Annotated in this window: 25 protein-coding genes; 14 read left to right on the top strand and 11 right to left on the bottom strand. The window is 69.7% G+C overall.

Features of this window, described 5'->3' with window-relative positions; genetic code table 11:
- The first annotated feature begins 42 nt into the window (after window positions 1–42).
- Window positions 43–642, top strand: a complete 600-nt coding sequence (locus EIZ44_RS46320) for a hypothetical protein (protein ID WP_439098633.1) — start codon at window positions 43–45, stop codon at window positions 640–642.
- Window positions 643–966: 324 nt separating this feature from the next.
- On the opposite strand, the gene EIZ44_RS36610 is transcribed toward EIZ44_RS46320, so the two are convergent.
- Together EIZ44_RS36610 and EIZ44_RS36605 are read right to left on the bottom strand one after the other, a co-directional pair.
- Complete coding sequence (locus tag EIZ44_RS36610; protein WP_037820468.1) at window positions 967–1536, bottom strand: TetR/AcrR family transcriptional regulator; 570 nt, start codon at window positions 1534–1536, stop codon at window positions 967–969.
- 29 nt (window positions 1537–1565) lie between these two features.
- The gene (locus EIZ44_RS36605) at window positions 1566–2960 is read right to left on the bottom strand and encodes a dihydrolipoyl dehydrogenase family protein (protein WP_167754385.1); all 1395 of its coding nucleotides are present in this window, start codon (window positions 2958–2960) and stop codon (window positions 1566–1568) included.
- 145 nt (window positions 2961–3105) lie between these two features.
- Here EIZ44_RS36605 and EIZ44_RS36600 point away from each other — a divergent pair, with 145 nt between their 5' ends.
- Window positions 3106–3846: an Lsr2 dimerization domain-containing protein gene (locus tag EIZ44_RS36600; protein WP_134733718.1), complete on the top strand. Its 741-nt coding sequence runs from the start codon at window positions 3106–3108 to the stop codon at window positions 3844–3846.
- Between the two features lie 78 nt (window positions 3847–3924).
- On the opposite strand, the gene EIZ44_RS36595 is transcribed toward EIZ44_RS36600, so the two are convergent.
- From EIZ44_RS36595 to EIZ44_RS36585, 3 genes are read right to left on the bottom strand one after another with little or no spacing between them, the layout of a single operon-like run.
- Window positions 3925–4653, bottom strand: a complete 729-nt coding sequence (locus EIZ44_RS36595; RefSeq protein WP_037820464.1) for a lipoate--protein ligase family protein — start codon at window positions 4651–4653, stop codon at window positions 3925–3927.
- Window positions 4654–4698: 45 nt separating this feature from the next.
- Window positions 4699–5100: a VOC family protein gene (locus tag EIZ44_RS36590; RefSeq protein ID WP_134733716.1), complete on the bottom strand. Its 402-nt coding sequence runs from the start codon at window positions 5098–5100 to the stop codon at window positions 4699–4701.
- A gap of 4 nt (window positions 5101–5104) precedes the next feature.
- A complete protein-coding gene (locus EIZ44_RS36585) occupies window positions 5105–5782 on the bottom strand; it encodes a TetR family transcriptional regulator (RefSeq protein WP_037820460.1) in 678 nt (225 codons plus the stop codon).
- A 92-nt stretch (window positions 5783–5874) separates the two neighbouring features.
- Here EIZ44_RS36585 and EIZ44_RS36580 point away from each other — a divergent pair, with 92 nt between their 5' ends.
- The 8 genes from EIZ44_RS36580 to EIZ44_RS36545 all read left to right on the top strand — a co-directional run bounded on the left by EIZ44_RS36580 (window position 5875) and on the right by EIZ44_RS36545 (window position 14132).
- Window positions 5875–6963: a ferredoxin reductase gene (locus tag EIZ44_RS36580; protein WP_134733714.1), complete on the top strand. Its 1089-nt coding sequence runs from the start codon at window positions 5875–5877 to the stop codon at window positions 6961–6963.
- 17 nt (window positions 6964–6980) lie between these two features.
- The gene (locus tag EIZ44_RS36575; RefSeq protein WP_134733712.1) at window positions 6981–8090 is read left to right on the top strand and encodes a fatty acid desaturase family protein; all 1110 of its coding nucleotides are present in this window, start codon (window positions 6981–6983) and stop codon (window positions 8088–8090) included.
- 8 nt (window positions 8091–8098) lie between these two features.
- Window positions 8099–8317: a hypothetical protein gene (locus tag EIZ44_RS36570; RefSeq protein WP_134733710.1), complete on the top strand. Its 219-nt coding sequence runs from the start codon at window positions 8099–8101 to the stop codon at window positions 8315–8317.
- A gap of 285 nt (window positions 8318–8602) precedes the next feature.
- Window positions 8603–9898 carry a sensor histidine kinase gene (locus tag EIZ44_RS46025; protein ID WP_134733708.1) on the top strand — a complete coding sequence of 432 codons (1296 nt, stop codon included), beginning with the start codon at window positions 8603–8605 and terminating at the stop codon, window positions 9896–9898.
- A gap of 24 nt (window positions 9899–9922) precedes the next feature.
- Window positions 9923–10567 carry a response regulator transcription factor gene (locus tag EIZ44_RS36560; RefSeq protein WP_043834330.1) on the top strand — a complete coding sequence of 215 codons (645 nt, stop codon included), beginning with the start codon at window positions 9923–9925 and terminating at the stop codon, window positions 10565–10567.
- 16 nt (window positions 10568–10583) lie between these two features.
- Window positions 10584–10994 carry a YjbQ family protein gene (locus tag EIZ44_RS36555; RefSeq protein ID WP_134669575.1) on the top strand — a complete coding sequence of 137 codons (411 nt, stop codon included), beginning with the start codon at window positions 10584–10586 and terminating at the stop codon, window positions 10992–10994.
- Between the two features lie 30 nt (window positions 10995–11024).
- Entirely contained in the window at window positions 11025–11726 is a 702-nt protein-coding gene (locus EIZ44_RS36550; RefSeq protein WP_167754388.1) for a haloacid dehalogenase-like hydrolase, read from the top strand.
- A gap of 234 nt (window positions 11727–11960) precedes the next feature.
- Complete coding sequence (locus EIZ44_RS36545) at window positions 11961–14132, top strand: bifunctional lysylphosphatidylglycerol flippase/synthetase MprF (RefSeq protein WP_134733706.1); 2172 nt, start codon at window positions 11961–11963, stop codon at window positions 14130–14132.
- Here EIZ44_RS36545 and EIZ44_RS36540 read toward each other — a convergent pair.
- Window positions 14072–15049: a DUF8017 domain-containing protein gene (locus EIZ44_RS36540; protein ID WP_134733704.1), complete on the bottom strand. Its 978-nt coding sequence runs from the start codon at window positions 15047–15049 to the stop codon at window positions 14072–14074. The two genes, EIZ44_RS36545 and EIZ44_RS36540, sit on opposite strands and share 61 nt — an antisense overlap.
- Before the next feature lie 5 nt (window positions 15050–15054).
- Window positions 15055–16803 (bottom strand): proline--tRNA ligase, encoded by a 1749-nt coding sequence (locus tag EIZ44_RS36535; protein ID WP_134733701.1) that lies wholly within the window; start codon window positions 16801–16803, stop codon window positions 15055–15057.
- 124 nt (window positions 16804–16927) lie between these two features.
- On the opposite strand from EIZ44_RS36535, the gene EIZ44_RS36530 reads away from it, so the two are divergent.
- Window positions 16928–17284, top strand: a complete 357-nt coding sequence (locus tag EIZ44_RS36530; RefSeq protein ID WP_043834320.1) for a VOC family protein — start codon at window positions 16928–16930, stop codon at window positions 17282–17284.
- Between the two features lie 380 nt (window positions 17285–17664).
- Here the strand turns inward: EIZ44_RS36530 and EIZ44_RS36525 are convergent, their stop codons facing one another.
- Window positions 17665–18630 (bottom strand): GNAT family N-acetyltransferase, encoded by a 966-nt coding sequence (locus tag EIZ44_RS36525; protein WP_134733699.1) that lies wholly within the window; start codon window positions 18628–18630, stop codon window positions 17665–17667.
- A 65-nt stretch (window positions 18631–18695) separates the two neighbouring features.
- On the opposite strand from EIZ44_RS36525, the gene yaaA reads away from it, so the two are divergent.
- The gene (gene yaaA, locus EIZ44_RS36520; RefSeq protein WP_037820371.1) at window positions 18696–19439 is read left to right on the top strand and encodes a peroxide stress protein YaaA; all 744 of its coding nucleotides are present in this window, start codon (window positions 18696–18698) and stop codon (window positions 19437–19439) included.
- Between the two features lie 205 nt (window positions 19440–19644).
- Here the strand turns inward: yaaA and EIZ44_RS36515 are convergent, their stop codons facing one another.
- Both EIZ44_RS36515 and EIZ44_RS36510 read right to left on the bottom strand, forming a co-directional pair.
- On the bottom strand, window positions 19645–20733 hold the full coding sequence (locus EIZ44_RS36515; protein WP_134733697.1) for an NAD(P)/FAD-dependent oxidoreductase: 1089 nt from the start codon (window positions 20731–20733) through the stop codon (window positions 19645–19647).
- Window positions 20734–20737: 4 nt separating this feature from the next.
- Window positions 20738–22285 carry a phytoene desaturase family protein gene (locus EIZ44_RS36510; RefSeq protein ID WP_134733695.1) on the bottom strand — a complete coding sequence of 516 codons (1548 nt, stop codon included), beginning with the start codon at window positions 22283–22285 and terminating at the stop codon, window positions 20738–20740.
- A gap of 83 nt (window positions 22286–22368) precedes the next feature.
- On the opposite strand from EIZ44_RS36510, the gene EIZ44_RS36505 reads away from it, so the two are divergent.
- The gene (locus tag EIZ44_RS36505) at window positions 22369–23355 is read left to right on the top strand and encodes an aldo/keto reductase (protein ID WP_134733693.1); all 987 of its coding nucleotides are present in this window, start codon (window positions 22369–22371) and stop codon (window positions 23353–23355) included.
- An 85-nt stretch (window positions 23356–23440) separates the two neighbouring features.
- Here EIZ44_RS36505 and EIZ44_RS36500 read toward each other — a convergent pair whose 3' ends face one another.
- Window positions 23441–24043 (bottom strand): TetR/AcrR family transcriptional regulator, encoded by a 603-nt coding sequence (locus EIZ44_RS36500; protein ID WP_037820363.1) that lies wholly within the window; start codon window positions 24041–24043, stop codon window positions 23441–23443.
- Window positions 24044–24135: 92 nt separating this feature from the next.
- Between EIZ44_RS36500 and EIZ44_RS36495 the strand changes: the two genes are divergently transcribed.
- On the top strand, window positions 24136–25650 hold the full coding sequence (locus EIZ44_RS36495) for an FAD-dependent oxidoreductase (RefSeq protein WP_134733690.1): 1515 nt from the start codon (window positions 24136–24138) through the stop codon (window positions 25648–25650).
- The last annotated feature ends 400 nt before the right edge of the window (window positions 25651–26050 follow it).

Genomic DNA, 26050 nt, shown 5'->3' with positions numbered 1-26050 from the left:
CCTGCCGGGCCTGGGAAACCGGGCTCCCGGACTGTCAAGTGGGTGCCGATCGCGGCGATCGTCTTGCTGGTCGTCTTGGTGGTGTCGGCGATCGTCGTGGCGACCAGCGGCGGTGACGACACCGCCGCCGCGCCCGTCAGCAGTGCGCCGCCGAGCAGCGTTCCAAGTCCCGCGCCTAGCAGCGTCCAGTCGAGCGCCCCGCCGGCCCCGACTCTCACCTTCGAACCCCGTGCGAGCAGCGCCGACCAGAAGTGCGCCTCGCACGCGTTCGGGGACGTCCAGGCGAGCCTCCAGCAAACCAGCTGCTCCGCGGTCCGCCGGGCGAGCTACACGGCGCTCGTGGACGGCCGGCCGGCCGCGGTGACCGTCGCGGTGGTCGAATTTTCCGATGCCGGGCAGGCCGATCATCTCAAGCAGATCGCCGACAACCCGGGCGGCGGCGGGATCCTGGACGTCGCCACGGAAACCGGCAAGTGGCCTTCGGGGCCGCCGCAGTTCGACGGCGCCGCCTACGCCAGCAAGATCGACGGGAAGGGCGTCCGGATCGTGCAGGCGGTCTGGCAGCCCGGACCGTCCACTCCGGACGATCCCGGCCTCGCCCGCGCGGCGAAAGGCGCGCTCGACTTGCAGCTGCCGTCCTGAGGGAACAGCTCAGCGGCCGACCGGGTTCAGTTCACCACTTCTGGCCTGAGGGAATGCCCCAGCAATCGCCCGCCGCCGTGGCACCCGGCGAACGGCGCAGCAACCGATCTCCGCTGCAGCACCGAGCTAACAGCTCACCAACCGACCGCCACCACAGCACCGAGCCAACAACTCACCAACCGACCGCCACGGCAGCACCGCGCGAACAACTCACCAACCAACAGCCACCACAGCACCGAGCCAACAGCTCACCAACCAACAGCCACCACAGCACCGAGCCAACAGCTCACCAACCCACCGCCACCGCAGCACCGCGCGAACAACTCACTGCCACCCGTTCTCCAGCAGGTCGAACGCCACGTCGACGACCCGCGGCGGGTCGTCCGAACGGTCGGCCAGCGAGGCCGTCTCCAGTGCGAAATGAGCCAGCACCGCGCACCGCGGGTCGTCCTCCGGCGCATCGGTTTCCGCGGCGATCACGCGGCTCAGCGTGTGCTCGTGCCCCATCCACATCTTGTGCCAGTACTCGGAAAGCGCGGGCGTCTCCCGCACCAGCCGCAGCAGTGGTTCGGCTTCCGCGCGGATGCCGGAGGTCGCCCGCACGTGGATGTGCGCGCGGAGCGCCTCCAGCACCGACGTGCCCTCCGGCCGGTCGCGGACAGCCGAGACCAGCGCCTCGTCCACCTCGGGCTCCCGGTCGAACACGAGCGCTTCCTTCGTCGGGAAGTGCTTCATCAGCGTGGTGGTGGACACGTCGGCGGCATCGGCGATCTCGCGCACGGTCACCTGGTCGTAGCCCCGCTCCAGGAACATCCGCAGGGCAGCGTCGGCCAGCGCCTGGCGGGTCGCCGCCTTTTTGCGTTCACGCCGGCCGGGAACGGGGGCACTGGTCATGCCCCGACGCTACCGGACCGCACCGACATTCAGAGCCCGTAAGCCTCCAGCAGCCGCAGCCACACCTCGCTGATCGTCGGGAACGCGGGGACCGCGTGCCACAACCGGTCCAGCGGCACTTCGCCGACGACCGCGATGGTCGCCGAATGCAGCAGTTCCGCCACGTCCTGCCCGACGAACGTGACACCCAGCACGACACCGCGTTCGGTGTCGACGACCATGCGCGCTTTGCCCTGGTACCCGTCGGCGTGCAAGGACGAACCGGCGACCGCGATGTCGATGTCCACCACTCGGTCGGCAGATCCGTCGCGCGCCTCGGTCAGGCCGACTGACGTCACTTCCGGGTCGGTGAACACCACTTGCGGCACCGCGTGATGATCGGCGGTCGCGCTGTAGCGGCTCCACGGTTCGGTCGAGATCTCCTCGCCGCGGGCGCGGGCGGCGACCGAGTCCCCGACGACGCGAGCGGCGTATTTTCCCTGGTGGGTCAGCAAAGCGCGGCCGGTGACGTCGCCCGCGCCGTACAGCCAGCCACCCTCCACAGCGGACGCTCGGCCGCTTTCGTCCACCTGGAGCGGGCCGTCGGTGGGCAGACCGAGGACGTCCAGCCCGATTGTGCTGGTCGCGGGCGCGCGGCCGGTGGCGACCAGGAGTTCGTCCACGACGATCTCCCCGCCGTCGGAGAGCTTCAGCCGGGTTCCACCGTCCACACTGGACACTTCGCTCAGGCCCGAATTCGCGTGCACGCGGACGCCCGCCTCGCGCAATCCGTCCAGGACCAGGTCTCCGGCGAACTCCGGCAGCCGGGGCAGCGGGCGCTCGCCGGTGATCACGAGGTCGACCTGCGCGCCGAGCCGGGCCCACGCCTGCGCCATCTCGACGCCGACCACGCCGCCGCCGAGCACGCCGAGCCGTCCGGGCACCTCGGTCGCCGACGTCGCTTCCCGCGAACCCCACGGCTTGATGGTGTCCAGACCCGGAATCCGCGGCGTGCGCGGGACGCTGCCGGTGCACACGATCACCGCGTGCCGGGCGGCGAAAACACGGCCGTCGTCAAGCGTGACCTCGCGTTCGCCGCTGATCCGGCCGTACCCGCGCACCGGTTCGATACCCGCGCCGCGCGCCCATTCGACCTGGCCGGAGTCGTCGCCCTTGCCGGTGAACCAGTCGCGGCGGGCGAGCACCTTGCCCGCGTCGAGCGCGTCGCCGATCGGCACCCCGGGCATCCGCTTGGCCGCGGCGAGCAGGTTTCCCGGGCGCAGCAACGCCTTGCTCGGGATGCACGCCCAGTACGAACACTCCCCGCCGAACCGTTCGTGTTCGACCAGGGCCACCTTCAGCCCGCCCTTGGCGGCCCGTTCGGCGGCCACTTCCCCGACCGGACCCGCCCCGATGACCACCACGTCGAAAGTCTCTGCTGCCATTGCCCCAGCGCACACCACCGCGCAGGTTCGCGCAAGCCTGCCGGTATTCTCGTACGAGAGCTGCAAGAAACCGGCGGCACCGCGAAATCCGGGTCGTCGCCGTGCCGGTTGCACGCACGACCACGATCGAGCACGGGAGGCTCCCATGGCGAGGAACACTGCTGTCCGCACTCAGGACGACCTGACCGGAGGACGCGCGGCCGAGACCGTCGCGTTCGCGCTGGACGGCATCGAGTACGACATCGACCTCGGCGCCCGCAACGCGGCCGCGCTCCGGCGGTTGCTGGAGCGGTACGCCAAGGCAGGCCGCCGGACGGGCGGGCGGAAGCTGCGTCCGCGGCTCGTCGCCGGGGCGAAGAAGGCCGAGGCGAAGCCGGCAGCGGAGAAGGCCGCCGCGGCGGGCAAGGGCGGGAAAGCCGTTGCTGGCAAGAAGACCGCTGCCGCCGCTACCGCGAAGACCGCGGCGAAGACTGCCCGAACGGGTGGCGCGACCGGAACTGCGCGCAAGACCGCCGCGACCAAGCCGACGAAGACCACCGCGAAGTCGACGAGCGCCGCGGCGACCAAGTCCGCGCCCAAGTCGGCGAAGACCGCCGCGGTCAAGGCTCCCGCCGCGACGACGGCGAAGACCGCGACGGCCAAGGCACCTGCCAAGACTTCGACTGCCAAGGCACCCGCAGCTGCGAAGACTGCGTCCGCTAAGGCACCCGCAGCTGCAAAGACTGCGTCCGCCAAGGCACCGGCACCCGCGAAGACCGCCACTGCCAAGGTCTCCGCACCCGCGAAGACCGCCCCGGCGAAGACCGCCGCTCCGGCAACGGCCAAGCCGCGCCGCCGTGCGGCCAGCGCGGTGCCGCAGGTGCTGTTCTCCTCCTCCGCCACCTGATCCGTCCGTGAGGGGAACCCTCAGGGAATCAGATTCCCTGAGGGTTCCCCTCACGCACTTTCGCCCAGGGCAAAGCGATTACGAACGCTGGCGTCCCTCGGCGTGCCAGTCCGGGTATTCGTAGCGGCTCCACAGCAATGCCCGCTGCCGCTCCAACTCCCCCGCCGTCGGTTCGCGCGGCGGGAGCGGGCCGAGCAGTCCCGCCGCGGCCGCGCGGACGGTGTCTTCCACTTCCGCCAGCGGCAGCCGCACGCCGTGGTCAAGCAGGGACGCGACCTTGCTCCGGTGCGAATCCAGCGGCTTCGGGTCCGGCGGCGGACCGGTGAGGTAAGCGCCGACGCGGGCGGCGTCGGTGTCGACCAGCAGCGTCGAATGCGCCAGCAGCACGTCTTTGGTCCGGAACACCGCGAACCCGCACAGTTTCGCGTCGCCGACGAAGATCCCGCGGTCGCCGATCCTGGCCGGCAGACCGAGTTTCTCCACCGCGGCGGACATCACCAGGCCGAGCATTTCCAGCGGACGCGGCGCGGGGCCGGGCAACACGAGCGTCACGTTGAGGTTGCCCGGGTCGTGGAACACCGTGCCGCCGCCGCTTGCCCGCCGCAGCACGGGAACGCCGTCCCGGGCGCATTCGTCCACGCGGACTTCGCGGGCGATTCGCTGCCCGCGGCCGACGACGACGCACACCGGGTTCCGCCACAGCCACACCACCGGCGCGGTCGGCCCCTCGCGCAGCAGTGCCTCGTCGAACGCCAGGTTGAGCACTGGGTCGGTGAATTCGGCTCGGACTTCCGACCCGCTCGGCATAGCGTTCCTCCACGATCTGCTGGACCCCGGGATCGTAGAACAGGCTCAGGAAGCGGCCGGTCCGAGCAGGTCCCAGCGGTTGCCCGCGACGTCGCGGAACACGACGACCTGGCCGTACGGCTCGGTCCGCGGTTCGCCGAGAAACTCGACCCCGGCGTCCCGCATCCGCGCATAACTGGCCGCGAAGTCGTCTACCCGCAGGAAAAACCCGACGCGACCGGCGTGCTGGTCGCCGACCGCGCGGGACTGCCGGTCGCCGTCGGCCTGAGCGAGCAGGATGCCGGTTTCGCCGCCGGGCGGGCGGACGACCACCCACCGCTTGGGGCGGCCGTCGTTGGTGAGCGACGGCGAGTCCTCGACCAGGTCGAAGCCGAGCGCGCGGGCGAAGAAGGCGATCGCCTCGTCGTAGTCGTCGACGATGATCGCGGTCAGGTGCAGGAAGGCCATGCCGCTAAGGCTGCCAGTGCGGCACCCCGAGCAGGATCATCCGGAGCCGTTTTTCCGCCGCGGCCAACGTGCGCTCGTCCGCGGCGGTGTCGCCGGGACGGATTTCCAGCAGCTCGGCGACCGTGCCGAGCATCGCGGTGACGATGAGGTCGGCGAGCAGGTGCAGGTCCTCGGTGGGCCAGGTGCGCAGCGGATCGAAGCGCGCCAGGTCCAGGGCGAGGTCGCTGGAGAACATCCGCATCTCGACCGCGATCGCCCGGGACACCGCGCCGGCGCCGGCGTAACGCTCGCGCGTGACGAACCGGAAGTGGTCCTCGTGCTCGCGGACGTGCCGGTGCAGCGTGTGCACCGAAGCCCGGATCATCCCGCCGTAGCCGCTCTGCTCGGTGCGCGCGCCGCGGAGCAGGCCGCGCAGCGTGCGCGTGGTCTCCTCGACCAGCGCGACGCCCAACTCCTCCATCGACGAGAAATGCCGGTAGAACGCCGTCGGCACGATGCCCGCGCCCTTCGCGACCTCGCGCAGCGAAAGGCTGGCGAAACTCCGGTCGGCGAGCAGGTCGAGCGCCGCGTCGAGCAGCGCCTGACGGGTGCGCTGTTTGCGCTCCTGCCGGCTCACCGGGCCGGCCGGCTCCTCGGCTGCGGACACGTCGAGCAGCGTACTGGCGATCGCCGCATGGCCCACGTCACATCACCTCGCTTCCGCGTTGACAGGCCCCGGGGCCTTGCCCCCACACTAGTCAGTGTACGACTGTGCACTCAACTTCTGGAGGGGTGATGACCGCACTGCTCCCGCGCCGCGTGCGCGGACTCGTCTCGCTCGCCGAGGCGCTGCTCACCCCGCACGGCGCGGACCGGTACCTCGAACTGGTCGACCCGATGCTGGTGCGGCGCGAGATCCGCGGCCGCGTCACCGCCGTGCGGCATCAGACGCCGGACACCGTCACCTTCACGGTGCGCCCGAGCCGGGCGTGGCAGGGCTTCCTCGCCGGCCAGTACGTGCGGATGCAGGTGGAGATCGACGGCGTGCGCCGGACCCGCTGCTACTCGCCGTGCGGCGCGCAGGGCACGGGCGACCTGGAGTTCACCGTGAAAGCCGACCCGAAGGGCCTGGTGTCGCGGCATCTGCAGGACACCGCCGTCGGCGCGGTGGTCGGCCTTTCGCCGGCGGACGGCGAGTTCACCCTGCCGTCGCCGCGGCCGGACCGGATCGTGCTGATGAGCGGCGGCAGCGGGATCACGCCGGTGCTCGCGATGGCCCGGACGCTCGTCGCCGAGGGACATCCCGGCGAGATCGTGTTCCTGCACTACTCGAACACCCCCGCGGACGCGCTCTACCGGGCGGAACTGGCCGAACTCGCCGCCCGGCACCCGGCGTTCCGCGTGGTCCACGCGCACACCCACGCCCGCAGCGGCGGCGACCTGCACGGCCTGTTCTCCGTCAAGCACCTGGAGAAGGCCGCACCGTGGTTCCGCGAGGCCGAGACGTTCCTCTGCGGCCCGGCTCCGCTGATGGCCGCCGCGCGCGAACTCTTCGAAAACGAAGGGTTGAGTGCACAACTGCACACCGAAGAGTTCACGGCAGCGCCGCTGACCTTCTCCGCGGAGGCCGCCGAAGGCCGAGTGCGCTTCGCCCGCAGCGGCCGGGAGTGCGACAACTCCGGCAAGCCGCTGCTCGAACAGGCCGAGGACGCGGGCCTGACGCCGGAACACGGGTGCCGGATGGGCATCTGCTTCTCCTGCACACAGCTCAAAACCGCCGGCCGCGTCCGCAACGCCCGCACCGGCGAGGTCTCCGGCGAGGAGAACGAAGAAATCCAGCTCTGCGTCAGCGTCCCCGTCGGGGACGTCGAAATCGACGCCTGACCACCGGAGGAAGCATCATGACCGGTCTGCAGGACCGCCTGACCCCCGAACAGGTCGAGGAATTCGGCCGGGAGCTCGACGCGCTGCGCCAGCGGATCGTCGACGACCTCGGCGAGGAAGACCTCGAGTACATCCGCAAGATCATCAAAACCCAGCGCGCGCTGGAAGTGACCGGCCGCGGCCTGCTGTTCGCCGGCTTCCTGCCGCCCGCGTGGCTGGCCGGCGTCGCGGCGCTGTCGGCGGCGAAGATCCTGGACAACATGGAGATCGGCCACAACGTGATGCACGGCCAGTACGACTGGACGCGCATCCCGGAGCTGAGCTCGCAGCGCTTCGAATGGGACACCGTCGCGCCGGCGGAGAACTGGCGGCATTCGCACAACTACATCCACCACACGTACACGAACATCGTCGACAAGGACCGCGACGTCGGCTACGGAATCCTCCGGATGGACCCGGCGCAGAAGTGGCATCCGTACTACCTGGGCAACCCGGTGTACGCGACGCTGCTCGCGCTGCTGTTCCAGTGGGGCGTGATGCTGCACGACCTGGAGGTCGAGCGGGTCGTGAAGGGCGAGCGGACGTGGGCGGAGAACGTGCCGGTGCTGCGCCGGATCGTCCGCAAGGCCTCGCGCCAGATCGGCAAGGACTACGTCCTGTTCCCGCTGCTCACCGGACCGCTGGCGCCGCTGACGCTGCTGGGCAACGCGAGCGCCAACCTGGTCCGCAACCTGTGGGCGTTCTCGATCATCTTCTGCGGCCACTTCCCGGCGGACGTCGAGAGCTTCACCGAGGAGGAAACGGAGAACGAATCGCGCGGCCAGTGGTACCTGCGCCAGATCCTGGGCTCCGCGAACATCACCGGCGGCCCGCTGTTCCACATCCTGTCGGGGAACCTGTCGCACCAGATCGAACACCACCTGTTCCCGGACCTGCCCGCCCGCCGCTACCCGCAGATCGCGGACGAGGTGCGGGAAATCTGCGAACGCTACGGCCTGCCCTACAACACCGGCCCCCTGCGCAAGCAGCTGTGGTCGGTAGCGAAGAAGATCGCGCGGCTGGCCCTCCCCGGAAAACCGGCGGCGCCCGCTACCGTGGACCCGGAACGGCAACTCCGAGCAGCCTGAGGAAGCCCATGGTCGGCCCATTCGAAAGTGGCAAGGACACCGTGCAGGAGCTGACGGAGTCCGCAGCCACCCACATCGGCAACATCGCCACGATCATCACGGGAGCAGTCCGCGACATAGCCCGCGAAACCGGCGACTGGTTCACGGACATGATCGAAATGCGCGAAGCAGCCCAACGCGCAAAAGAAGACGCCCCCAACCTGACCCAACCCCCCAAAACAGACTGACGCGAGCCCAATACGCGAGGGGAACCCTCCGGAACCCTGATTCCGCGAGGGTTCCCCTCACGCACGTCTAAAGCCCACCAAACAGGGACCGACGCACCCAACGAGCGAGGCACCCAGCCCTCCCCCGCACCCCGATACGAAGCTCATCTGCACAATCAAACTTCGGGGTGCCCCACGCACGCCCGTACCAATGTCGCCCCCAGGCGACGAGGTAGGGCTACCCCCCACCCAACAACACAGGCCACCCCGCTACCAGCCACCCCCGCAACCCGGCAAACTCAGAAGGTGACCACCACCAAGCAACCCCACCCAGGTCACCCAACCCCTGCCCAACTCCGCCACCTCTGGCCAGCCACCCCCCGCCAAACCCTGACCGAAGCAACCTGGATAGCCACCACCGGCCTACTCCCACTACTCTCCGTAATAATCCTCCTAGCAGGAACAACCCTCGGCCTAGCCCTAACCCCCCTCTTCCTAGGCCTCCTAATCCTCACCACAGTCCTAAAAACCGCCAATCTCCTAGGCAGCCTCCACCGCCGCCTAGCCGCCAAACTCCTCAACCTCCCCCTCCCGCCCCCACCGAGAACCGACCTCAAACCAGGCCTCTGGAACTGGCTAACGGCCCGCCTCTCCGACCGAACAGCCTGGCGCTCCGTCGCCTACCTACTGGTCCGCCTCCCCACCGCCCTCCTGGCCCTCCTGGGCACCGGCACCCTCGGCTTCTACGGCCTGGCTTCCTTCACCTACCCCTTCACCTGGCTCCTCGAGACCAGACCCGGCCACGGCCTCCCCGTCTTCAACATCCAGAGCGACAACTGGATCGGCTCCCTGGTCTGGTGCGTCTCCGGCATCCTGATCCTGGCCGTCTGGCCCGCCGTGGTGCACCTCGTCGCCGGAGTGGACCGCCTCCTCCTCCGCCTGCTGGTAGCCGACCCAGGCCTGCGCGAACGCGTCCGTTTCCTCGAAGAAACCCGCGCCACCGCCCTGGACGAGGCAGCGGAACAACTCCGCCGCATCGAACGCGACCTCCACGACGGCGCCCAAGCCCAACTGGTCGCCATGGCCATGAAACTGGGCCTGGCAAAGGAAGAACTGGCCACCGACCAGGTCAACCTCGACCAGATCCGCACCCTGGTCGACACCGCGCACAGCAACGCCAAACAAGCCCTCACCGAACTGCGCGACCTGGCCCGCGGCATCCACCCCGCGGCACTGGACAAAGGCCTGAGCCTCGCACTGTCCACATTGGCCAGTTCCGCCGATTTCTCCGCGAAAGTCACCGTGGAACTGAGCCGCCGTCCGCCACCGTCGCTGGAAACGATCGTCTACTTCGCCGCCGCCGAACTCATGACCAACGCGTCCAAACACGGTGCCGGACGCTGCACCGTCCTGGTCGAAGACCGCGAAGACGTCTTGCGCCTGACCGTAATCGACCACGGCTCCGGCGGTGCCGCGATCATCCCCGGCGGCGGACTGTCCGGCATCGCCGAACGCCTCCGCCCCGCCGACGGAGAACTGACCGTGTCGAGCCCGCCCGGCGGCCCGACCGTCGTCACCGCCACGCTCCCGCTGCCCCGCTAAACTCGGTGAAATGAGGGGGAAACCGTGCGGATCGTGATCGCGGAGGACTCGGCCATCCTGCGCCAGGGTCTCGTCGAATTGCTGGGCCTGCGCGGCCACGAGGTAGCAGCGGCGGTGAAGAACGCCGACGACCTCCGCACCGCCGTCCGCGAGCATCGTCCCGATGTGTCCATTGTGGACATCCGAATGCCGCCGACCCACACCGACGAAGGCTTGCGCGCGGCGATCGATCTGCGCGCCGAACGGCCTGGCTGCGCGATTCTGGTGTTCTCGCAGTACGTCGAAACCAACTACGCCAAGCAACTCCTCGCCGGGGAAGCGGGTGCGGTCGGTTATCTGCTGAAGGACCGCGTCGCCGAGGTGTCGGACTTCCTCACCGCGCTGGAACGCGTCGCCGCCGGCGAGACGGTGCTCGATCCGGAAGTCGTCCGCCAGCTGTTCGCGACCACCGGCCAGGCCGGTCCGCTCGCCGAGCTGACGCCGCGCGAACGCGAGATCCTCGGCTTGATGGCGCAGGGCCGGTCGAACTCGGCGATCGCGGCGGAGGCGTTCCTGTCCGCGGGCTCGGTCGAAAAGTACGTGACGAGCATCTTCGGCAAGCTGGGCCTGCCGCCGTCGGACGGGCACAACCGGCGCGTCCTCGCCGTGCTCCGCTATCTCGATTCCTGACGCCTACGCTGACGGGATGTACTCCACCGAGATCGAGGTGCACACCGGCAACGCCGCGGTCGTGCACAACCTGACCCGGGAAGCGGAGAAGTTCCTGCGCGACGCCGACGCCACCGACGGCCTGCTGCACGTGTGGGTGCCGCACGCGACGGCCGGGCTCGCGGTGCTGGAAACCGGCGCGGGCAGCGACGACGACCTCCTCGCCGCGCTCGACGACCTGCTCCCCCGCGACAACCGCTGGCGCCACCAGCACGGCACCGGCGGACACGGCCGCGACCACGTGCTCCCGGCGTTCCTCCCGCCGTACGCGACCGTGCCGGTGCTCGGCGGCGTGCTGCTGCTCGGGACCTGGCAGTCGGTGTGCCTGGTGGACACGAACGTCGACAACCCCGTCCGCCGGGTCCGCTTCAGCTACCTCACCGGCTGAGCCCGCCGTAGCATCGCGGACGTGACAGCCATTCGCACGCACCGGCTGGTGCTCTGGGACATCGACCACACGCTCGTCGACTACACCGGGCTGGGCATCGGCTGGTACGGCACCGCGCTCGCCGCCGCGACCGGCGCGGAGTTCCGCACGCCCCCGGACTTCGGCGGCCGGACCGAACGCGCGATCACCGCCGACGTGTTGGCGATGCACGGGATCGAGCCGGACGAGGAAACCATCCAGCGGATGTGGCGGGAGCTGATCGCGGCCGTCGAACGCGCCAGGGAAACGCTGCCCGAGGAAGGCCGGGCGCTCGACGGCGCGGCGGCCGTGCTCGCCGACTTCGCCGGCCGCGAAGGCGTCGTGCAGAGCCTCATCACCGGGAACCTGCCGGAGATCTCGCTGCACAAACTCGCCGCGCTCGGTCTCGACGAACATCTCGATCTGGAGATCGGCGGCTACGGTTCGCTTTCGGCCCGCCGCGCAGATCTCGTCCCGCACGCCGTCAAAGCGGCGGAAACGAAGCATGGCACGGAATTTCCTGCCGAATCCGTAGTGATTCTCGGGGACACACCGCACGACATCGAGGCCGCGCTCGATTACGGCGCGGTGGCGATCGGCGTTGCTACTGGCCGGTTTTCCGCCGAACAACTGACCGGTGCCGGTGCGCACGCGGTTTTGCCGAATCTCGCCGACCTTTCCGCCGTCCGCGCGGCAGTGCTCGGAACGCCGTGAGGCAAGCGACCGGGATCACTCGTTCGGGCGGCTTTCGGCGTCAACCCCTACTCCGGGTCGGAGGCGCCGCTTACTAGCCGAACGCCAGTCCCTTTCCGCTGGTGAGAGCGTTGCCGCACACCGCGGGTCAGTCTTGGGACCAGGGTCGGGTCCCCCTGGGGTAGCAGTCCCTTAGGGGGAGAAGTAGGTCCGACGGCCGATGACCGCTTAAGATCGCCGCGCCAAACTTTCCCCATGACGATCGCACAGGGGGGAACCGGCCTCACGGCCGGAGAGGCACGCGGGCGGCTAGCAGTGCTGTGGCACCGGGTTCCGTTCACGACGACCGTGGTGCTTGCCATCTTGATCGTGGGGGTCGCGACCGGTTCGCTCTGGCACGCCGCCGAGCACCAGCACGCTTTCCACTATTACGCCTACGGCCTTCCCTCGCTCGAACACGGACGCTGGTGGACGCTGTTCACCGGCCCGTTCTACGCCCTGCGCCCGTGGTTCTACCTGCCGATGGCGGGCAGTTTCGCGCTGATGGCCGGATTCGCCGAATGGCACCTCGGCACCCGGCGCGCGATGGCGGTGACCATCGGCGGGCAATTGGTGTCGACGGTCGTGGCGGTGCAGTTCCTCGAGCTTTCCCGCAATTCCGGCTGGGCCTGGGCCGACCGGATCGCCGGCACGCTCGACGTCGGCTTCTCCGGCGGTGCGCTCGCCGCGATCGCCATCACCAGCGCGACCCTGCGGACGCCGTGGCGGCTGCGCCTGCGAGCCGGGCTGTGCGTGTACGCCGGGGTGGCGATCGTCTATGTCGGCACGCTCGCCGATCTCGTGCATTTCTTCGCGCTCGTTCTCGCGCTGCCGCTGGGCCGACGCCTCGCCGGACCCGCCGCGCGCAACGCCAACAAGCCGTCGCTGCGCGAATGGCGACTGCTCGCGTCGGCCGGGCTGGTGCTGCTGGTCGTCGCCGAAGTGGTGATGTGGCTGGTGCCCGGCGACGGACCGTTCGGCTCGTCCGACTCGATCTCGATGTCCGGCAACGAACTCATCCCGCTGTGCCTCATCGCGGTGCCGATCCTCAACGGGCTGCGCCGGGGTTCGCGGTTCGCCTGGCGGTGCGCGATCACGCTGTGCGTGCTCGCCGCGTCGCAGATGGCGGTGCTGGCCGGGGTCGTCGCGATCACGCAGGTCGTCCGGCAGGAAGCCGAACTCAGCAACCCGCCGCTGTTCATTGTGGACAATCTCTTGTGGGGCGTGGAACTGGTGCTGCTGATCTCCGCGCGGCGCGCGTTCCGCGTGCCCTCGCGGCGCAGGCGGCGCAAGCTGTTCCGCGGCGGCCCGGACCCGGCCTTCGCCCGGCTTCTGCTGGGCCGCAACGGCGGCAGCACCATCTCGTGGATGACGACGTGGCCGCAGAACACCTACTTCGTCGCCTCCGACGGTGCTTCGTACCTGGCCTACCAGCGGCACGCCGGCGTCGCGGTGGCGCTCGGCGACCCGGTCGCGCCGGACGGGACGAGCGACCGCACGCTGCGGGAATTCGCCGCGATGTGCGAGAACACCGGGCTCGTGCCGTGCGTGTTCTCGGCGACCGCGGGAACCGCCGCGCAGACCGCGAAACTGGGCTGGCAGCACGTGCAGGTCGCCGAGGACACGCTGGTGGACTTGGAAAACCTCGAATTCCGCGGCAAGGCGTGGCAGGACGTGCGGACCGCGCTGAACCGCGCGAAGAAGGACGGGATCGAGTTCCGGCTGGTGCGACTGGCCGAGCAGCCGTGGTCGATCCGCGACCAGGTGCGCGCGCTGTCCGAGGAGTGGATCTGCGACAAGGGCCTGCCGGAAATGGGCTTCACGCTCGGCGGCGTGGACCAGGCGATGGACCCGGCGACCCGGGTCGGTCTCGCGGTCGACGCCGACGGCACGGTGCACGGCGTGACGTCGTGGCTGCCGGTGCACACCGGCGACGGCGAGGTCGGCGGCTGGACGCTCGACGTGATGCGCCGCCGCACGGGCGGGTTCCGGCCGGTGATGGAGTTCCTGATCGCCTCGGCCTGCCTGGCGTTCCGCGAGGAGGGCGCGCAGTTCGTGTCGCTCTCGGGCGCGCCGCTGGTCCGCAGCAACGACAGCACGCCGCGGCAGATGGTCGACCGGATGCTGGACGCGCTGGGCTCGATGATGGAGCCGTACTACGGATTCCGTTCCCTGCACGCGTTCAAGGCGAAGTTCCAGCCGCGGCACGAGCCGCTGTACCTCGCTTACCGCGACGAAGCGGATCTGCCGCGGATCGGGATCGCGCTCGGCCGCGCGTATCTGCCGAACGCCGGGCTGATGGACTTCGCGAAGCTGGCGCTGCGCCGTCAGCGCGTGGTCGGCGGCGGCGTGGTCGTGGACCGGTCCGCGGCCGGGACGCCGCGGTAACTGTGCAGAATCCGGACGAGGTCGTCCCGGGACGCGGATCCCGGGCGGCCTTGTTCGGAATACGCGACCAGCACGGCCGACTTTTCGCCGGCGGTGAGCGCGAGCGCCCCGACCAGCGCGCTCTTTGGCTGGCATGGCGCGTTGCTCGGGGAGACCTCGGCAACCACGAGCGTGCCCTCGCGGCTTTCGTTCTCGATCTTGACTTCGGTCTTCTCCGGCGCACCAGGCGTCACCTTCGCGGCCGGAGCGCCTTCGCCGGTGTACGCGCTGACGCCCAGGTCGGTGACGGCCTTACGGGCGGCTTCAGCGGCGTCACTGGTCTTCTCGGTGGTGAAACCCGAGCCGCCGATCTGGCCGACCGGATCTTCCTTGCAGTTGCCCTTGCCGAGGAACGCGCTGGTGGACAGGTTGATGCCGGGCGATCCGGCGACCGGGTCCCAGCCGTGCAGCGTGGTCGGAGCCGGTTCCCAGGACGGCGGCACGTCGTACGCGTAACTGCCGTCCTTGCCCGCCACTGACTGCCAACCCGCGACCACCGGCGGCACGACGACGCGGGGGTCCGGCTGGTAGGTGTACGGGGCGCGCGGAGTGTCGTCCGTGCTGGCGGAATGGCGGCTGTTGGCGGAGAAGACGTTGTAGCCGAACACCCCGATGAGGATGACGATCGGGACCGCCTTGACCAGGCGGAGATTGGTCTTGCGGGGCGTCCCTCGCCGCAGCTGCGCCGGGGTGAGGGACTGCCGCATCGGGTCGGCCCGCGGCTCCGGGGCTGGTTCGGACGGCGCCGGGTCCGGTTTCCCGTACCCGGCGCTCGGGAACTTCGGCGCGTCGGACGGCTCGTACCCGCCGAAGCCGCTCAGCGCGGCGTTGTCCCGGTACCCGCCGTCGTCGCGGCGGTTGCGCCCGAACCAGCCCACTGGCTTCAGCCGCGGACGAGCTTCGCGAGGTGGTCGACGACCGAGTCGACGGCGATTTCCTCGCGTTCGCCGGTGCGCCGGTCCTTGACCTCGACCAGCCCGTTCGCGAGGCCGCGGCCGACGACGAGGATCGTCGGGACGCCGACCAGCTCCGCGTCGGCGAACTTCACGCCCGGGGTGGCCTTGCGGTCGTCGAGGATGATTTCGAGACCGGCGGCGTCGAGCTCGGCGGCGATCTTCTCCGCGCCCTCGCGCACCGTCTCGTCCTTGCCCGCGATGACCACGTGCACGTCGAACGGCGACACCTCGCGCGGCCACACGAGGCCCTGCTCGTCGTGGTTCTGCTCGGCGAGCACGGCGACCAGGCGGGAGACGCCGACACCGTAGGAGCCCATGGTGATCCGGACCGGCTTGGAGTCCGGGCCGAGCGCGTCGACCTCGAAGGCGTCGGTGTACTTGCGGCCGAGCTGGAAGATGTGCCCGATCTCGATGCCGCGCGCGGCGACGAGCGTGCCGTGCCCGTCCGGAGACGCGTCGCCCTCGCGCACCTCGGCGGCCTCGATGGTGCCGTCCGGGGTGAAGTCGCGGCCGACGACCAGGTCGAGCACGTGGTGGTCGCGCTGGTCGGCGCCGGTCAGCCAGGCGGTGCCCTCGACCACGCGCGGGTCGACGAGGTAGCGGACCCCGTTCTCCTGCAACGCCTTCGGGCCGATGTAGCCCTTGACGAGGAACGGGTTCTTCGCGAAGTCGGCTTCTTCGAGCAGCTCCACCTCGGCGGGTTCGAGCGCGGCTTCGAGGCGCTTGAAGTCCACCTCGCGGTCGCCCGGGACGCCGATGCCGAGCAGCTCCCACTCCTTCGCGCCCGGCTGGCGCGTCTTGACCAGGACGTTCTTCAGCGTGTCCGCCGCGGTGAACTCGCGGCCGAGCCCGGCGGCGTTGAAGAACGCGACGAGGGTCTCGATGGTCGGCGTGTTCGGCGTGTGGTGCACCTGCGCCTCGGGCAGCCCCTCGAGCGGGCGGGCAGCGGACGCGGGCGTGACGACCGCTTCGACGTTCGCCGCGTAGCCCGACTCGGTGCTGCGGACGAAGGTGTCCTCGCCGTTCTCCGCGACCGCCAGGAACTCCTCGGACGCCGAACCGCCCATCGCGCCGGACGTGGCGGACACGATGACGTACTCGATGCCGAGCCGGTCGAACAGCTTGATGTAGGCGTCCCGGTGCTTCTGGTACGAGCTGGCGAGGCCTTCATCGTCGAGGTCGAAGGAGTAGGAGTCCTTCATGACGAACTCGCGGCCGCGCAGGATGCCCGCGCGGGGACGCGCCTCGTCGCGGTACTTGGTCTGGATTTGGTAGAGCGTGACCGGGAAGTCCTTGTAGGAGCTGTACTCGCCCTTCACGGTGAGCGCGAACAGCTCCTCGTGGGTCGGGCCGAGGAGGTAGTCGGCTCCCTTGCGGTCCTTGAGGCGGAAGAGCGTGTCGCCGTACTCGGTCCAGCGGTTGGTGGCCTCGTAGGGTTCGCGGGGCAGCAGCGCGGGGAACTGGATCTCCTGCGCGCCGATCGCGTTCATCTCCTCGCGCACGGTCTCCTCGACCCGGCGCAGCACGCGCAGCCCGAGCGGCAGCCACGAGTAACCACCCGGGGCGACCCGGCGGACGTAGCCGGCGCGTACCAGCAGCCGGTGGCTGGGTACCTCGGCGTCCGCCGGATCCTCGCGCAGCGTGCGGAGGAACAACGACGACATCCTGGTGATCACTGGGAACTCCCTGCGCTGAGCGGGCCTTAGACGTTTCGCACAGAGTAGTCAACCCCCTGGCCGCGACGCATGCGGGTTATCGGCGGACGCCGTTTTTGTCGGTGGTCGCGGTTAGCGTGCGGGCATGGGTTTGGAAATGGGCATGATCACCGTCGACTGCGCCGAGCCGCAGCGCCTGGCGGAGTTCTGGACGGCGGCGCTGGGCGTTTCGGTGGCCGCGGACTACGGCGAGTTCGTGATGCTGGAGGACCCGGCGTCGGGCGGCCCTCGGCTGGGGTTCCAGCGGGTGCCGGAGCCGCGGGCCGGGAAGAACCGCGTCCACGTGGACTTCGGAGCGGACGACCGGGAAGCCGAGGTCCGGCGGCTGGTGGGGCTGGGCGCGGTGGAGCGGGGAGGGCATTCGGTGCCCGGGCTGGAGTGGACGGTGCTGGAGGATCCGGAGGGGAACGTGTTCTGCGTGTCGGCGAAGGGGGCGCATTGAGGATGTGGTGAGGGGTCGCGCTGGGCGCGAACGTCGGCGAACTGCGACCAGCACCGAACGCGGCTGAGCCCAAGTCACACCCGGCTGGACCGGGCGCGGGCGACGGAACGCCCAGCAGCGCGCGGCTAGGCGAGCACGTCTAGGCGGGCGCGTTCGGGCCAGCGGGTCCGCGCGAGCGCGTCTGGGCCAGCACGTCTAGGCGGGCGCGTCTGGACCAGCGGGTCTGCGCGAGCACGTCCAAGCGGGCGCGTCTCGACCAGCGGGTCCGCGCGAGCGCGTCTGGTCCAGCGCGGCCGCCAGTCCGCTCAGTCAGCGGGCAACTGCCGTCGGCGTCGGGCAGCTCCCCGCTCGCCGCCCCCGCCGCAGCCCCGCACCGGCGGTCAGTCGAGCGGCAGGACGTACCCGTAATTCCGTGCGTCCGTCCGGTACCCGCACCGCTCGTACACCGCGAGCGCGCGATGGGTGTTGTCCACGTCGACCGACAGCGACGACCTCTCGAAACCGGCCGCGCGACCGGCTTCGAGGGTGTGGGCCAGCAGGGCCGACGCCAGTCCTCGCCCGCGGGCCTCCGCCAGGGTCCCGACGTAGTTGACGTGCAGTTCCCGCACGCCGGTCGCCTGTGCGTCCGCATCGAAGAACGACGACATCACGAACGCCACCACCCGGTCGCGCTCCGGGGAAAGGAGGAGGAACGACAAGTCCGGCTGGAAGTCCTTGCTGTCGCGGAACCGGTGCTTCCACTCGTCGGCCGAAAGCCACGTGCTGCCCCAGTGCCCGGCGAACGCGGCGTTGCGCGCGTCGAGAACCAAGGCGTCGTAGCGCTCCTCGCAGGCGACCAGCGGAAGGTCGTCCGGGAGCGGCGGTGCGGCGGGCAGCGCGGTGAGGTCCGCACGCATCTCCACGAAGGTGCGTTCCTGCTTGAACCCGCCGCGTTCGAGGAGCGAGAGGTACCAATGCTCGTTTTCGTGCGCACCGGCGTGGAGTTCGAGCTTCGCGTCCGGGAAGTGCTGCGCGTGGACGCTCCGGGCCGTGCGCACGAGCCACTCCGTCAGCACTGAAGCGACCTCGTCCGTCCGGTACTCCGGGTCAGTCAGCGCCGCCACGTGCGGCTGGTGCACCGGGTCAGCGGCGTCGCGCGGGATGACCAGGGCGTAGCTCACCAGGCGCGAACCATCCCACGCTCCGATGCTCGCGCCGGGCAGGTCGACCGACGGGCCCGACATTTCCTGGCGCACGTCACCCTCGTCCCAATGCTCACCGGTCCGGTCGGTTTCCTCCGCGACCGCGCAGAGCCGGGTGACGGCCTCGACGTCGGCGAGCGCGAGCGGGCGCCAGGTGAGTTCCATGCGGCCAGGGTAAGGACCGGCACACGGCCGCCGCACCTGGATTACCGGGCGGTTACGCTCCGGGGGTGCTGGTGCTCCTCCCCCCTTCAGAAACCAAAGCCGACGGCGGCAAAGGCGCGCCGCTGGACCTGGACGCATTGTCGTTCCCAGAGCTGAACCCAGTGCGCGCCAAACTGGCCGACGCCCTGGTAGAACTCGCGGCGGACGTCCCCGCGAGCCTCGCCGCACTGGGCATCTCCGCGCGCCAATCGGACGAGGTCACCCGCAACGCCCAGCTCTGGACCTCCCCGACGATGCCCGCCCTGCACCGCTACACCGGCGTCCTCTACGACGCACTAGACGTCAAAAGCTTCACCCGCGCCGGACTAGCGAAAGCACAACAGCGCCTGGCCGTCACGTCTTCCTTGTTCGGCGTCGTAGCGGCAACCGACCCCATCCCCGCCTACCGCCTCTCCGGCGGCAACACGGTCCCCGCACTAGGAACCGTACGAGGCCTGTGGAAGCCAGTCCTGGAACCAGTGCTGCACAACGTAGAAGGCCTGCTGGTAGACCTCCGCTCCGGCACGTACGCAGCCTTCGCAAAGCTGCCCTCGGACGCAGTAACCGTCCGCGTAGTAACCGAAGACGCCAACGGCAACCGCACGACAGTCAGCCACTTCAACAAGGCCTACAAGGGAAAACTGGCAGCAGTACTAGCCACCTCGCGCACCGAACCGTCCACTGTGGACCAGCTAGTACGCGTAATCACCAAAGCAGGCCTAACAGTAGAACGCACAGGCGACCACGCCCTAGAACTACTAACCGACTAACCACCCGCACCGACGCACCCAACGAGCGAGGCACCCAGACCTCCCCCGCACCCCGATACGAAGCTCCCCTGCGGTCGGTGGGTGCTTGTCAAGGCATCTTTCCCGCCTTGACAAGCACCCACCGACCGTCAGCACAATCAAGCTTCGGGGTGCCCCACGCACGCCAGGACGCGATGTCGCCGCCAGGCGACGAGCCGAGGACGATTCAAGAAAACCTCCCCACCCCGAACCCAGCCAACAACTCCCCAGGAACATCCGCCCCCAAAACCAACTCCGCCACCAACTTCCCGGCAAACGGCCCCAACGTAAGCCCAGCGGGCCCAAACCCAGTAGCCAAAAACAACCCGGGCGCCACCTGCCCCAGCAACGGCAACCCGTCGGGCGAAACCGGCCGAAACCCCACCCGAGTCTCCACCAACCCCGCATCCCCCAACCCAGGCGCAACAGCCAACGCCTGCTCCAGCACTTCCCGCTGCCCAGCCGCAGTCACCCGATGGTCAAACCCAGCCCCGCTCTCCCGAGTAGCCCCCGCCACCACCCGACCACCGGGAAACGCCAGCAGGTAATGGCTGCTGCGAGGCAACACCACCGGCCACCCAGCAGTCTCCACCCCAGGCAGATCAAAGTGACTGATCTGCCCCCGCTGCGGCACAACCGGCACCGGCACCCCCAGCGCCTCGGCCACCTCCCCGGACCAAGCCCCAGCGGCAAGCACCACCGCGTCCCCGGAGAGTTCCTCCGCCCCAGCCCGCACCCGCAGTCCAGGTTCCAGCGCAGCCTCAGCGGTCACGAACTCAACGCCCCGGTCAATCGCCGCGGAGATCAGCGCACGCCGCAGCACCTGCCCGTCCACCCGCCCGGCCCCCGACAAATGCACCGCAGCCAGTTCCGGTGCTAACGGCGGAAAAAGCTCCCGCGCCTGCCCGGCGTCAAGCCGCTCGACAACCCCAGCCTCCGGCGCATCCGCCGCCCGCCCGGCAAGCCGGTCATAGGCCTCAGTCAGCTCCCCTTCAGAAGCCGACACCACCATCCCGCCGACCACCTCATACGACGATTCGTGCCCAGCCTCGCTCAATTCGGCTGCCAAAGCCGGGTAATACCGCCCAGCAGCAGCGGCGAGCGGATAGACCGCTTCGTCCCAGGAAGACGTCCAAGGGCTGACGATCCCGGCGCCGGCATCTGTCGCCACCCCGGCCCGGTCCGCGTCCACCACGACGACGTCCGCTCCACGCAGTGCCAGGTGGTAAGCCGTCGAAGCCCCGCCGATTCCACTGCCGATCACGATCACGCGCATGTCTTCACCCTGCCTGTCCGCCGCCGAAACGTCGACCGAGCACCGCCATCGCCGCGTTGTGCCCGGGAATCCCGCTGACCCCGCCGCCACGGACCGCGCCGGCCCCGCACAGCAACACCCGCTCGTGCCCGGTCTCGACGCCCCAGGTCCCCGCCGTCTCGTCATCGCCATACGGCCACGACAGGTCGCGATGGAAGATGTGCCCGCGCGGCAATCCCAGCTCCGCCTCCAGATCCAGCGGCGTTTTGGCTTCAATACACGGTTTTCCGTCGCCGTCCAGCAGGAGGCAGTCCTCGATCGGCTCCGCGAGCACGCTGTCCAGCGACGCCACCGTGGCCCGCAACGCCTCCGCCCGCGCCCTGTCGTTGTCCGCCTCGAACAGCCGAGCAGGCATGTGCAGGCCGAACAACGTCAGCGTCTGCACGCCCGCCGCCCGCTCAGCCGGGCCGAGAATCGACGGATCAGTCAGCGAATGGCAGTAGATCTCGCACGGCGGCACCGTCGGGATCCGGCCCGCAGCAGCCTCCCGGTAAGCAGTTTCGAGCTGGGCAAACGATTCGTTGACGTGGAAAGTCCCGCCGAACGCGTCGCGCGGATCGACCGCCGTGTCCCGCAACCGAGGCAACCGGCGCAGCACCATGTTCACCTTCAGCTGCGCACCCTCCGGTGACTCCGCGGGCTCCTCGCCGAGCAACCGGGCAAGCGTGCGCGGCGCGACATTCGCCAGCACATGCCCACCGACCACCACTTGTTCCGCATCGCCTACGCGGTAACGAACTTCTCCGTCCGGCGTCACAGACAGCACATCCGCGCCTGTGACCAGCGTCGCCCCGGCGCGACGGGCTGCATCGGCGAGCGCATCGGTGACCGCGCCCATCCCGCCGACCGGGACGTCCCAGTCGCCAGTCCCGTTGCCGATGAGGTGATAGAGCAGGCAACGGTTCTGCCGAAGCTGCTCGTCGTCCGCAGCGGCGAAAGTGCCGATCAGCGCGTCCGTGAGCACGACGCCGCGCACGACGTCGTTCTCGAACAGCTCGCGCAGCGTTTCCCCTGCCGGACGCTCGAAAAACGTCGTCCACGCCTCGTCGTCGCCAATCCGTCGACGCAGCTCAGCACGCGTCGGCAACGGCTCGGTCAGCGAATCGAAAGTCGCCTCCGCCACCCGCGCGGCCGAGGCGTAGAACCGTTGCCAGGCCGCATAGTCCTTTGTGGACCCAGTGACCGCACGGAACGACGCGCCGGTCCGCTCGTCGTCGCCCGTGTCGACAAGGAGACCCGTGGCGCCAGCCGGGGTGTAGGACGACATCCGCCGCCTCCGCAGCTGGACATCCAGGCCCAGCTCGGCCACGATCCGCCGGGGCAGCAGGCTGACCAGGTACGAATAGCGCGAGAGCCGGACGTCCACGCCAGGGAAAGCGCGGAACGACACCGCCGCGCCGCCGATCTCCGCACGCCGTTCGAGCACCAGCACCGACCGTCCGGCCCGGGCCAGAAAGGCAGCGGCGACGAGCCCGTTGTGCCCGCCGCCGACGATCACCGCGTCGTAGTCCACCGCCGCGAGCCTAATGCTTGACCCGGAGCGCGCTCCAGGATTTAGCGTCGCCGGAGACAGGATCCAGCGCAGAAGGAGCGACCATGACCGACGTCCCGACCCGGAGCCTCGGCGGCCTGACGGTTTCCGCACAGGGCTTGGGCTGCATGGGAATGAGCCACGGCTACGGCGCGACCGACGACGCGCAGTCGATCGAGACGCTGCGCCACGCCGTCGACCTCGGGGTGAACTTCCTTGACACCTCTGACTTTTACGGCTCCGGACACAACGAGGAACTGATCGGCCGCGCGATCGCCGACCGCCGCGACGAGGTCGTGCTGGCCACGAAATTCGGCGTCGCGAACCGCCTCGGCGAACCGACCAAGGTCCGCGGCGACGCCGCCTACGTGCACCAGGCCTGCGACGCCTCGCTGCGACGGCTCGGCATCGACCACATCGACCTGTACTACCTGCACCGAGTCGATCCAGACGTGCCGATCGAGGAAACCGTCGGCGCGATGGCGGAGCTGGTTCGGGCCGGGAAAGTCCGCCACCTGGGGCTTTCCGAGGCGAGCGCGCAGACCGTCCGGCGCGCCCACGCGGTGCACCCGATCGCGGCGCTGCAGAGCGAATGGTCGCTGTGGACCCGCGGCCTGGAGGCGGAAATCGCACCGGCCTGCCGCGAACTGGGCATCGGCATCGTCCCGTTCTCGCCGCTCGGCCGCGGTTTCCTGACCGGCCGCTACCGCTCCACCGAAACGATGGCGGACAACGACGTGCGCCGCTACCAGCCCCGGTTCGCTGACGGCAACCTCGACCGCAACCTCGCGATCGTGGCGAAACTGGAGGAGCTGGCCGCCGCGAAGGAGGTCACGACCGGGCAGCTGGCCCTCGCGTGGGTGCAGGCGCGCGGCGAGGACGTGGTGCCGATCCCGGGCACGCGGCGGAAGCAGTACCTGGAGGAAAACCTCGCGGCGCTGACGGTAGACCTGACCACCGACGATCTCGCCGCGATCGAGGCCGTCGCCGCGCCGGAGAACTTCGCGGGCGAGCGCTACGACGCCGCACACCTCGCGTTCGTCAACGGCTGATTTGCCGGAGGCGGCGCTGGATTTCCGTCCAGCGCCGCCTCAGCCGCCCCCTGACCGAGGCGAGACCTGGACGCAGCGGCGTGCCTCAGCCGCTGACCAGGCGATCGACCATGTCGAACGCCCGCGTCAACCGCTCCCGGTGCGACGCCGCCAGCTCAGCCAGATCCTCCCCCTCCAGCCGCCGCCGGATCGTCTCCACCGCCACGGTCCGGTAAGCCGCCACCACCAACGCCGCGAGCAGCGTCGAATCCCCGGAGAACCGCGCGTCCGCGGCGAGTTCCGCAGCCAGTTCGGCTTCCATCTCGTACCCGAACGCCCGCAGCCGCGCGATCAGTGCGGGCGACTCCGCGACCGTGCGCATCAGCGGCTCGATGTCGCCGCCCACGCCGGACAGCACGTGCCCCTCTTCCTGCAGCGTCAGCGCGAGCTGCCGGAGCGCGTCCACCACGCCCCCAGTCCGTTCGCGGACCGCCGACCGCACCAGGTCGATCGCCTCCGGCAGGCGGTCCAGGAGCAGGTCTTCCTTGCGCTCGAAGTGCGAAAACACCGTCACCTTGGACACCCCGGCCGCGGCGGCGACCTCGGCGATCGTGACCGCGTCGAACCCGCGCTCGAGGAACAGCCCGGTCGCGACCTCGGCGATCCGCGCCCGCGTCTTGGCCCCGCCCCGATCGCCGCGATTGGGCATGAGTCCACCCTTCCGTGTTACCTTTACCTGGTAAGCTTACCCAGTAAGCACACTTGGTTAAGCCGTCAGGCAAGGGTAGAGGGGAGAACGACATGGAGCGGACTGAGGTGATCGTCGCGGGGGCTGGGCCCACCGGGCTGTTCCTCGCAGGAGAGCTGGCGCTGCGCGGGGTGACAGTGACGGTGCTGGACCGGCTGCCGGAGCCGGACCCGACCATCAAGGCCGGGTCGGTCAACGTCGCGAGCGCCGAACTGCTCGACCGGCGCGGCCTGCTGCCCGCGGCGGAGGCGGCGCAGCGGCGGTTCCTCGCGTCAGTCGGCAAATTCGGCCCCACGGTCGAGGCGGCCAAACGAGGCGGCCGCCGGTTCCTGGCCGCCGGGCACTTCGCCGGTTTCCTGTTCGACAACGACCTGATCGACCAGAGCGATCCCGTGCTCGCCGCGCACCGGGCGGTGTCGAACGGGCTGGGAGTGCCGCAGCAGGAAGTCGAGCAGATGCTCGCCGAACACTGCGCCACACTGGGCGTCGACCTCCGGCGCGGCGTCGAAGTGCACGGCGTGCGCGCCGCCGACGAATCCGTGACAGTCGAAACGAGCGCGGGCGAGTTCGCCGCGAGCTGGCTCGTCGCGGCCGACGGCGGGCGGAGCGTCATCCGCAAGCAACTCGGCATCGAGTTCGACGGCACGGATCCGGAAATGACCGGCTACCAGGCCATCGCCGACTTCGAAGACGCGACCGGCCTGCGCCCAGGCTGGACCTGGACACCCCGCGGCGTCTACGCGTACGGCCCGGTCCCCGGCCGCATCTTCCTCAGCCGCTTCCGGCAACCGCCGGAAGACCGCGACGCCCCGGTGTCGGTCGAAGAGCTGCAGGAAGCCGTCCGCGACGTCACCGGTGTCCCGGTCACCATCACCGGAATCCAGGGCCGGGCAACGCGCTTCACCGACAACGCGCGCCAGGCCCGGCACTACCGCCAAGGCCGCGTATTCCTGGCCGGCGACGCGGCACACGTCCACTCGCCACTCGGCGGCCAGGGCCTGAACCTCGGCCTGGGCGACGCGGCAAACCTCGGCTGGAAACTCGCCGCGACCGTCCAAGGCTGGGCACCGGCGGGATTGCTCGACACCTACGAAACCGAACGCCACCCCATCGGCGCAGCAGTGCTCGACTGGACCCGCGCCCAAGTCGCCCTCCTCCGCGGCGACAAACGCACCGAACAACTCCGCACCATCGTCGGCGGCGAACTGCTCCGAGTGCCCGCCGCGATGAACCGCATCGTCGCGCTGTCGTCCGGAATCCTGCAGCACTACGACGTCGCCGACGACGCCCCCGCCCCAGTCGGGTCAATCGCCGGAGACGTCGACCTGACCTCCGGCTCCCGCCTCGCCGACCACGCCCACGACGGCAGCTTCGTCCTCATCGACCGCTCCCCCGACGGCCGCTTCGCAGTCACCGGCTTGACCGACCGGCTCACCCACGTAGCCGACCCAGCCGACGAACCGAGCCTCCTCGTCCGCCCGGACGGCGTGATCGTGTGGGCCAGTTCCGGAAGCGACGACCTGAAGCTCCTCGACGCCGCCCTTGCGCGATGGGCAGGCGCGAAATGACCAGCCACACAGCCTGGCCGACGAGCCAAGCCCCTAGCCAGCCGCCAGCCCCAGAACCGACACCTGCTCGACTCCGCACTCTCACGGAGGCTGGCACGAAATGACCAGCGGCGCGGGCCAGCCGACAAACCAAGCCCCTCGCCCGCGCAGGACGGAGCGAGCCCGTAGGCCAGACCCGGAAACAACAACCGGAAACTTCCCGGCACCGCACTCACACGCTAGGCAGGCACGAAACGATCAGCCACGAAGTCCAGCCGACAAACCAAGCCCCTCTCCCGCCCGGATCGCCCCAGCCGAGTCCCGGGACCGACAAGAAGCTCCCCGACCCGCACGCACACGGCAGACGGGCGCGAAACAGTCCAGTCACGCGGCTCAACCAACGAGCCACCCCACCCACCCA

The organism is Amycolatopsis nivea (genome assembly GCF_004522235.1).
Taxonomy (GTDB): Bacteria; Actinomycetota; Actinomycetes; order Mycobacteriales; family Pseudonocardiaceae; genus Amycolatopsis; species Amycolatopsis nivea.
Note: the sequence above shows the minus strand (reverse complement) of the source record. Positions and strands in the feature narration are given on the sequence as shown.

Coding starts and splice junctions, on each gene's coding strand:
- EIZ44_RS36610 (WP_037820468.1), bottom strand. CDS start 1,536: ATGACCAGTGCCCCCGTTCCCGGCCGGCGTGAACGCAAAAAGGCGGCG.
- EIZ44_RS36605 (WP_167754385.1), bottom strand. CDS start 2,960: ATGGCAGCAGAGACTTTCGACGTGGTGGTCATCGGGGCGGGTCCGGTC.
- EIZ44_RS36600 (WP_134733718.1), top strand. CDS start 3,106: ATGGCGAGGAACACTGCTGTCCGCACTCAGGACGACCTGACCGGAGGA.
- EIZ44_RS36595 (WP_037820464.1), bottom strand. CDS start 4,653: ATGCCGAGCGGGTCGGAAGTCCGAGCCGAATTCACCGACCCAGTGCTC.
- EIZ44_RS36590 (WP_134733716.1), bottom strand. CDS start 5,100: ATGGCCTTCCTGCACCTGACCGCGATCATCGTCGACGACTACGACGAG.
- EIZ44_RS36580 (WP_134733714.1), top strand. CDS start 5,875: ATGACCGCACTGCTCCCGCGCCGCGTGCGCGGACTCGTCTCGCTCGCC.
- EIZ44_RS36575 (WP_134733712.1), top strand. CDS start 6,981: ATGACCGGTCTGCAGGACCGCCTGACCCCCGAACAGGTCGAGGAATTC.
- EIZ44_RS36570 (WP_134733710.1), top strand. CDS start 8,099: ATGGTCGGCCCATTCGAAAGTGGCAAGGACACCGTGCAGGAGCTGACG.
- EIZ44_RS36555 (WP_134669575.1), top strand. CDS start 10,584: ATGTACTCCACCGAGATCGAGGTGCACACCGGCAACGCCGCGGTCGTG.
- EIZ44_RS36545 (WP_134733706.1), top strand. CDS start 11,961: ATGACGATCGCACAGGGGGGAACCGGCCTCACGGCCGGAGAGGCACGC.
- EIZ44_RS36530 (WP_043834320.1), top strand. CDS start 16,928: ATGGGTTTGGAAATGGGCATGATCACCGTCGACTGCGCCGAGCCGCAG.
- EIZ44_RS36525 (WP_134733699.1), bottom strand. CDS start 18,630: ATGGAACTCACCTGGCGCCCGCTCGCGCTCGCCGACGTCGAGGCCGTC.
- EIZ44_RS36515 (WP_134733697.1), bottom strand. CDS start 20,733: ATGCGCGTGATCGTGATCGGCAGTGGAATCGGCGGGGCTTCGACGGCT.
- EIZ44_RS36505 (WP_134733693.1), top strand. CDS start 22,369: ATGACCGACGTCCCGACCCGGAGCCTCGGCGGCCTGACGGTTTCCGCA.
- EIZ44_RS36500 (WP_037820363.1), bottom strand. CDS start 24,043: ATGCCCAATCGCGGCGATCGGGGCGGGGCCAAGACGCGGGCGCGGATC.
- EIZ44_RS36495 (WP_134733690.1), top strand. CDS start 24,136: ATGGAGCGGACTGAGGTGATCGTCGCGGGGGCTGGGCCCACCGGGCTG.